The 7,268-nt window shown below is 40.3% G+C and carries 6 protein-coding genes and 1 pseudogene; 5 read left to right on the forward strand and 2 right to left on the reverse strand.

Translation table 11 applies throughout. The features are described from left to right. Nucleotides 1–102: 102 nt before the first annotated feature. On the forward strand, nucleotides 103–264 hold the full coding sequence (locus ACFE90_RS27640) for a hypothetical protein (protein WP_375505605.1): 162 nt from the start codon (nucleotides 103–105) through the stop codon (nucleotides 262–264). 75 nt (nucleotides 265–339) lie between these two features. Further along, a complete protein-coding gene (locus ACFE90_RS27645; protein ID WP_375505606.1) occupies nucleotides 340–2,163 on the forward strand; it encodes a pentapeptide repeat-containing protein in 1,824 nt (607 codons plus the stop codon). Nucleotides 2,164–2,283: 120 nt separating this feature from the next. Here the strand turns inward: ACFE90_RS27645 and ACFE90_RS27650 are convergent, their stop codons facing one another. Next, nucleotides 2,284–2,853, reverse strand: a complete 570-nt coding sequence (locus ACFE90_RS27650) for a Uma2 family endonuclease (protein ID WP_375505607.1) — start codon at nucleotides 2,851–2,853, stop codon at nucleotides 2,284–2,286. A gap of 103 nt (nucleotides 2,854–2,956) precedes the next feature. Here ACFE90_RS27650 and ACFE90_RS27655 point away from each other — a divergent pair, with 103 nt between their 5' ends. The 3 genes and pseudogenes from ACFE90_RS27655 to ACFE90_RS27665 all read left to right on the forward strand — a co-directional run. Then, on the forward strand, nucleotides 2,957–4,504 hold the full coding sequence (locus ACFE90_RS27655) for an FAD-binding oxidoreductase (protein WP_375505608.1): 1,548 nt from the start codon (nucleotides 2,957–2,959) through the stop codon (nucleotides 4,502–4,504). 23 nt (nucleotides 4,505–4,527) lie between these two features. Further along, the gene (locus ACFE90_RS27660) at nucleotides 4,528–5,232 is read left to right on the forward strand and encodes an actin-binding WH2 domain-containing protein (RefSeq protein ID WP_375505609.1); all 705 of its coding nucleotides are present in this window, start codon (nucleotides 4,528–4,530) and stop codon (nucleotides 5,230–5,232) included. A gap of 138 nt (nucleotides 5,233–5,370) precedes the next feature. Further along, nucleotides 5,371–6,016: pseudogene (locus tag ACFE90_RS27665) on the forward strand (actin-binding WH2 domain-containing protein); the annotation flags it as partial. 310 nt (nucleotides 6,017–6,326) lie between these two features. On the opposite strand, the gene ACFE90_RS27670 reads toward ACFE90_RS27665, so the two are convergent. Continuing rightward, nucleotides 6,327–6,875 carry a L,D-transpeptidase gene (locus ACFE90_RS27670; RefSeq protein WP_375505610.1) on the reverse strand — a complete coding sequence of 183 codons (549 nt, stop codon included), beginning with the start codon at nucleotides 6,873–6,875 and terminating at the stop codon, nucleotides 6,327–6,329. Between the last annotated feature and the right edge of the window lie 393 nt (nucleotides 6,876–7,268).

Below are 7,268 nucleotides of genomic sequence, written 5' to 3' on the forward strand. Positions count from 1 at the left end.
GGGGAAGCAGGGGGAGAGAAAAAAGCTTAACTCAACAGTATTGGGGACTGATGCAAGTTCTGAGTTAAGTCATTTTTAATATAAAAGTGCAAAAATCAGCCTTTGAACCTCAACGTTGACCTTCTAAGGCTCGACGATGACCTTCTGAGGCTCGACGATGACCTTTTGAGGCTCAACGTTGCACCTTTTAACCTCGAAATTGCGCCTTTTATCCTCAAAATTGCACCTTTTATCCTCGAAGTTGCACCTTTTATCCTCAACTAACAAATATATCTAACCATTCCTGAATTTACAGGGGTGAGCGTGTAGTAAAATTTGCTCACCTCCGTAAAGTGGAACATGGCTTTAGACAACTCCGGTCAAAATCTTCGAGGACGCAACTTCAAAGGACAAGACCTTGCGGGTGCAAACTTTAGCTATGCCGACATCCGAGGGGCAAACTTCACCAACGCTAACCTGACAGGGGCAAACTTCAGTTATGCCAAAGCTGGACTGCAACGACGTTGGGCAATTGGTTTAGTTATTATCTCATTCTTATTGTCGGGACTGTCAGGATTTTTATGGGCTATCAACGGTTCTTTGGTGTCACTAATATTTGATACTTCCAGCTTAAAGGAGCAGATTAGCGGCTGGGCTGCCCTAATCGTATTAATTGCCTTTTTCTTCGTCACAACTCGCCAAGGAATAGCAACTGGTTTAGGAGCGGGAGCCTTAGCCGTAGCCTTAGCCGGAGCCGGAGCCGTAGCTGGAGCCGTAGCCGGAGCGTTCCTTAGTATCTACATCAGCTGGCGAGCCATAAAAGGAGATCAAAAACACTCTTTGGTTCGTAATATCGCGACCGCTTTTGCTGCAACAGGAGGTACAAGTTTTCGTGGCGCTAATTTAACCAATGCTGATTTCACCCAAGCCACACTCAAAAGTACAGATTTGCGAAACACTATTCTTATCTGTAGCCGTTGGCATCAAGCCAAAATGCTTGACCGTGTTCGTCCTGGCTCAACTTATCTTCAAAACTCACAAGTACGTCAACTGCTGGTTACAGGACAGGGACAGGATAAGAATTTTTACCGTGAAAACCTGCGAGGTATCAACTTACAAAAAGCAAATTTAGCAGATGCCAGCTTTATAGGCGCTGACCTCAGTGAAGCAAACTTGCAAGATGCCGATTTGTCAAGAGCAAAGCTGAAGCAAACGCAACTAGACGGCACAGATTTAACAGGTGCAACTCTCACAGGCGCGTACATCGAAGATTGGGGCATTACAAATACAACTAAATTGCATGGGGTGAGGTGTGAATATGTCTTTATGCGCTTACCCACAAAAGAAGACCCCAACCCGCTCCGCAAACCTGATAATAAACAAGAGGTATTTGCAGACGGCGACTTTGCCAACTTTATCAAGCCAATTTTTGACACCCTCGACCTTTACCATAATCAAGGCGTTGACCCCCGCGCCATTGCCATAGCTTTCAAAAACCTTGCCGAAAACCATCCCGAAGCCGAGTTAGAAATCGTGGCAATGGAGAAACGCGGCAATGATAAAATCTTGCTCAGAGCCAAAACCGCCGCAGGTAGTGATAAATCTCAACTGAGTGCAGAATATTTTGATGATTATAATCAACTTAAAGCTTTATCGCAGAGTCAGCAATTATTACTGATAGAAAAAGATAAGCGCATTATTAGTTTAGAAAATATGGTAGATACTGCTCTCAAGCAGCCGAAATTTTATACACAAGGAGATACAAATATGTCAGATATTAGCGGCATCAATATTGAAGGCAGCAGTAATGTTAGCGGTATCGCTGGCAATAATTCTATTGCTAATCTAGGAACCATTAGCGGTAATGTAAGTATTGCCCTCAATCAGTTACCTGATGCAACCGATGCCGAGAAACCAGGAATCAAAGAATTATTATCGCAGTTGCAAGATGCAATCATCCAATCCACATATTTACCAGAAGAAGAGAAAGCCGAAGCACTAGAACAGGTGAAAGCTTTAGCAGAAGCAGGGAAAAATCCCCAAGAATCTACCAAGCAGAAGACTGCAAAAACAGCAATCACTATGTTGAAAGGGATATTTACAGGCTTACCTGCTGTTGCTTCTCTAGTTGAAGCGGGTAATAAATTATTGCCTGCGATCGCAAAATTATTCGGTTTAGCATAATTTAACGTGAGTTCAACAAACCTCTCCCGGCCTTGATCTAAAGCTTAATTCTTTCCCTCTCCGACTCGGAGAGGGACGGTTTTACGTAGTAAAACCAGGGAGAGGTCTTATAAAAAATCCCTAAGCCGTTAATACCTGCTGCGCTGTCAGTTTTAACTCAGGAAAAGTCGGAGAAAAAATTTGCTGGTTTCCTGTAAATACTGTTTGGTTATAACGTCCTTTATCCAACAAACAGACTGTCACCTTTGCCTCAAGAGGATCAACAATCCAGTATTCAGGGATAGAAAAGGCTGCATACTCAAGTGGTTTCCTTTGATAATCTCGCTTCACAGACTCAGCGCTAACCACTTCTACTGTCAACAGTGGAGGTAACTCAAGCACAGCCGATTTACCCTGAATAGATTGTCGCTGTTCTTCAGTCATCACAATTAAGTCAGGAAGACGGGATTTTTTGACAGAGGTACGAACGCCAGTACCACTAGGGCGAACTTGCCAGTCTAACCCTAGTCGTTGGATTTCCAGATAGAAGCGGATCAACAAGAAAGTAATGATAGCTTCATGCAAATCTGAGGCTGGAGGCATTTCTAGCAGTACCCCATCCTCAAGTTCATAGCGCATGTCAGTGCCATCATCGTAGGTGAGATATTCCTTAAAAGTATACAGACGTTCTACAGGTTTTGTAGTGGACATACTTATGTCTCCAGTTCCTCAAGGGACGGGTGGGAGTGTCACGATCATATCTACTTTCTTCATTCTCAGGTAATTTTGGAATGTAGAGTTGAGTTTTTCCAAAATGTCTTTAACTGAAGAAATTCTTTCCCAATTACCAGGCGATGTTTTAGCAGGGTTACGCCAAAGCGATCGCATTCTCACATCTGTACGCGAAAACTCCGCACCAGTACCAACGTTAGTTAAAGAAAGCCAACAGCCTTTAGGCGTTGTAGACAACGATTTGCTTATCTGCGGTGGCACTTTAGGCATTTTAATTGGTTGCGCCTTGGCGGTGAAGGGACTGCGGGTGGCGTTGATGGAACGGGGTATTTTGCGGGGGAGGGAACAAGAGTGGAATATTTCTCGCAAAGAATTAGATGTATTTGTGGAATTAAACTTGCTAACAGAGGAAGAATTAGAGAGTGCGATCGCAACTCAATATAACCCAGCACGAGTTAGTTTTGCTGGCGGTACAGAAGTTTGGGTAGAGGATGTTTTGAATATTGGCGTAGATCCAGTTTATCTACTAGCTACTTTAAAAACCCGATTTCTCGCCGCAGGTGGAAAGTTGTTAGAAAATACGCCCTTTACCGAAGCAGTGGTTCATCCAGATGGGGTGATGGTAAATAACCAATTCAAAACTCGGTTATTAATCGACGCAATGGGACATCTTTCACCCATCACTCAACAAGCACGCCAAGGCAAAAAACCAGATGCACTGTGCTTAGTTGTAGGAAGTTGCGCCCAAGGTTTTGCGGAAAATAACTCAGGCGACTTGTTATTATCATTTACACCTTTGCAAAATCAATGTCAGTACTTCTGGGAAGCTTTCCCAGCCAGAGATGGCAGAACAACTTACTTGTTTACTTACATGGATGCACATCCCCAACGTTTAAGTTTAGAAGCTCTATTTGAGGAATATCTGCGTCTATTACCAGAATATCAGGGAGTAGAGTTGAACAAACTAAAATTTCAGCGATCGCTATTTGGTTTCTTTCCCACCTATCGCCAAAGTCCCATCAAAACCCCTTGGAGTCGCATTCTACCAGCCGGAGATAGTAGTGGTAGTCAATCTCCTTTGAGTTTTGGTGGTTTTGGGGCAATGGTACGTCACCTGAAGCGTTTAACTTATGGCATTTACGAAGCGCTGGAAACAGAACAATTATCTGCAAAGGACTTAGCACTACTGCAACCCTATCAGCCAAGTTTGACTGTTACCTGGTTGTTTCAAAGGGCGATGAGTGTTGGTGTAAATCAGAAAATTGCCCCAGATCAAATTAACCAACTACTCTCGGCGGTATTTGAAGAAATGCAACAGTTGGGTACACCAGTGCTAAAACCATTTTTACAGGATATAGTGCAGTTTTCGGCACTAACAAGAACACTGTTAAAAACTGGTTTAGATCATCCGGTATTAGTTGCCAAGATAATTCCGCAAGTAGGTTTGGCAAGTTTGTTAGATTGGATGTTACATTACAGTAATTTAGGTGTGTACACTGCCTTATTTTGGCTAAGTCCAATGCTAGAAACATGGATTAAAAATCAACCAAAAGAACAACAATATTATTGGCATCGTTTGATTGATACCTGGAAATATGGTTCTGGCGGTGATTACTCAGATGAAACTTAGAATTTTAGCTGTGTGAGGATAACATGATTGAACGCAAATCTTTAGGAATCAAATACTTTGCGGTGCTGATTGGATTCCTGCGCGATCGCCAAGGATTTTTAGAGGAAGTTCGCCAAGGTACGAGATTACCAAATAAAATTATTTCTCTACTAGTTTGCAGTTCCTTATTTCTCGCTGCTTATGGCGGAATCATTGGTGCCTACCATAGTTGGATGCAAGCTTTGTCTTCTGCCATTAAACTTCCAGCCCTTTATTTAATCACACTCCTAATTTGTATTCCAACGTTGTACTTTGCTAACGTTATTTTTGGTTCAAAACGGACTTTGGGACAGCATTTAGCATTAGTCTTGACTGCTGTTTCAGTTACGAGTGTACTTTTATTCAGCTTTGCACCAATCACACTGTTTTTCTTAATTACCACCAAGAACTACCAATTTTTAATTCTGTTAAATGTATTCATATTTGCATTAACTGGATTTATTGGTATTTCGTCTTTATATCAAGCCACAAGTTTAGTTTTAGAACAAGATAATGAAGGTAGTAAGACACGCCAGAAAATTTTACAATTTTGGCTATTTCTTTACGCTTTCGTCGGCAGTCAGTTAGGATGGACTCTCAGACCATTTTTTGGCACACCAGATTCTGCTTTTCAACTATTCCGCGAAAGAGAAGGTAATTTTTATTTAAGTGTGATTCAAGCTATTAGCTATCTCTTGGGAATCCGTTAATCAGTCATTAGTAATTACACAAAATATAAAACATATAAAAATATGCGGAACAAGGAAAAGTTCCGAATTAAACAATTTGGTGTTTTGCTTAATTTATTGCGCGTAGACGCGTAGCGGCTTGTCGTCAGACATCGCTAGGCGTTTTTAGAAAAAATTCATCAGGGAGTCTGATTACAAAATAAAATCAGTTCTCTGTTTGTATCTAGTTCCATTTTCTTTGCCATTTATGGCGCAATTATTGGTGCATCCAACAGTTGGGCACAGGCATTATCTGGTGCTATCAAACTCCCAGCATTTTATTTATTAACACTGATTATTTGTTTCCCAACTTTGTTCTTTTTTAATGTCTTGTTTGGTTCCCGAAGCAGTATTCAACAGCATTTCGTTGTGTTGCTTACATCTGTATCAGTGATTAGTGTGCTTTCATTCAGCTTGGCACCAGTTACGCTATATCTTTTTGATCACTACACCCGATTCTTATCAATTTTTTAAATTGTTGAATTTGAATGTGCTAATTTTTGGCATTACAGGCATCTGTGGCGTTAAGTTCCTTTATGAAGGAATGCAATTACTTTCTCAACAAGATGAAGTTGGTAAAAAAACCCGCACCACTATTTTAAGATCCTGGTTATTGCTTTATGCTTTTGTTGGTATGCAGTTAGGATGGTTTCTTAGACCATTTTTTGGTGCGCCTGACTCTAAATTTGAATTATTTCGGGCAGTGAAAGGCAACTTCTATTTGGATATTGTAGCGGCGATTTCCGAAATTTTAGGTTTGCGTTAATCTAAGATTTATACGTGTTTTATATCATGTCCAATGATTATGACTTACACACACTTGTATAGCAGTTCTCAATCATTTGTGATTATATATCTGTTTCTTTTCTTTCCGTCCATCTCGTAGAGATGGCGATTTGTTTCCTCGTCTAATTTATATTTTTCACTAATCAAATAGGATTGCTATACCAGTCCTAAATCATTTGTTAAAATTATATATCTCTTTTTTATTTCTTATCTTTGCGTCCTTGGCGTTCTTAGCGGTTCGTTTCCTTATCTATATTTTTCACGACTCATTTAGGATTGCTATATATCAGCTATCGCACTACAATAACTGGTGTTCCCAGACTTACCTGATCGAATAATTCTCTCACATCCTTATTGTACATCCGAATACAACCGTGTGAGGCAGCCTTACCAACTGAATCAGGATTAGGCGTTCCGTGAAAGCCAACCCAATTTTTACCGTTTGTCCAAAATCCAATCCAGTATTTGCCAAGTGGGTTTTCAGGGTCTCCTCCTGGGATAGCCTTACCTGTAAAAGGATTTATCCAAGTAGGGTTTTCCAACATTGTACGGACTCGGAAATTACCAATTGGACTGTCCCAACCTTGACGACCTACTGCTATGGGATAACTTTTAATGCGGGTTTTTCCTCGATAAAGGGTTACTTGACGCTTGCGAAGACTGATTTGTAGGTGAAGAGGTTGAATAATTAAATTATTAATATTAGTCGTTTGAGAGACTAAATTCTTGGTTGAAGCACGAGAAGTCACTCTCAGATCAGAAGCTAACGATATTGCAGGATTAAAATTTAATCCAGATACACAAATAAAAATAACTAATTTATTTAATTGCTTAAACATTTTAAAAATTAAAATTTTTGCATTCAATACTTTAGTACTCAATTAATCATCGAATAAATAGAAGAATTTAACCACTAAATATCAAGAGTAATTTGGTAAAAAAGCACAATAAAATATTCAAAATTTATTGCAGTAGAAATAGAATCAATTGACAGCCGAATTTCATCTTTTCTACTGCATTTATTATTGATAACAGCCAGCCAGTATTTGACATTTAACTAGAGGCAGCAAGCTTAACAAACTCACTAGTCCGTGTACGGCTAGTAAATTACCATAGCGCTCTAACACCTCCACCAGTGTTTTGTCCACCTGTTGTATTGTTACCACCTGTATTTTGCTGTGTTCCGGTAGTACCGCTATTTGGATACTGTTGTGTTCCGGTAGTACCGTTAT

It is taken from the genome of uncultured Nostoc sp. (genome assembly GCF_964245445.1).
Taxonomy (GTDB): Bacteria; Cyanobacteriota; Cyanobacteriia; order Cyanobacteriales; family Nostocaceae; genus Nostoc.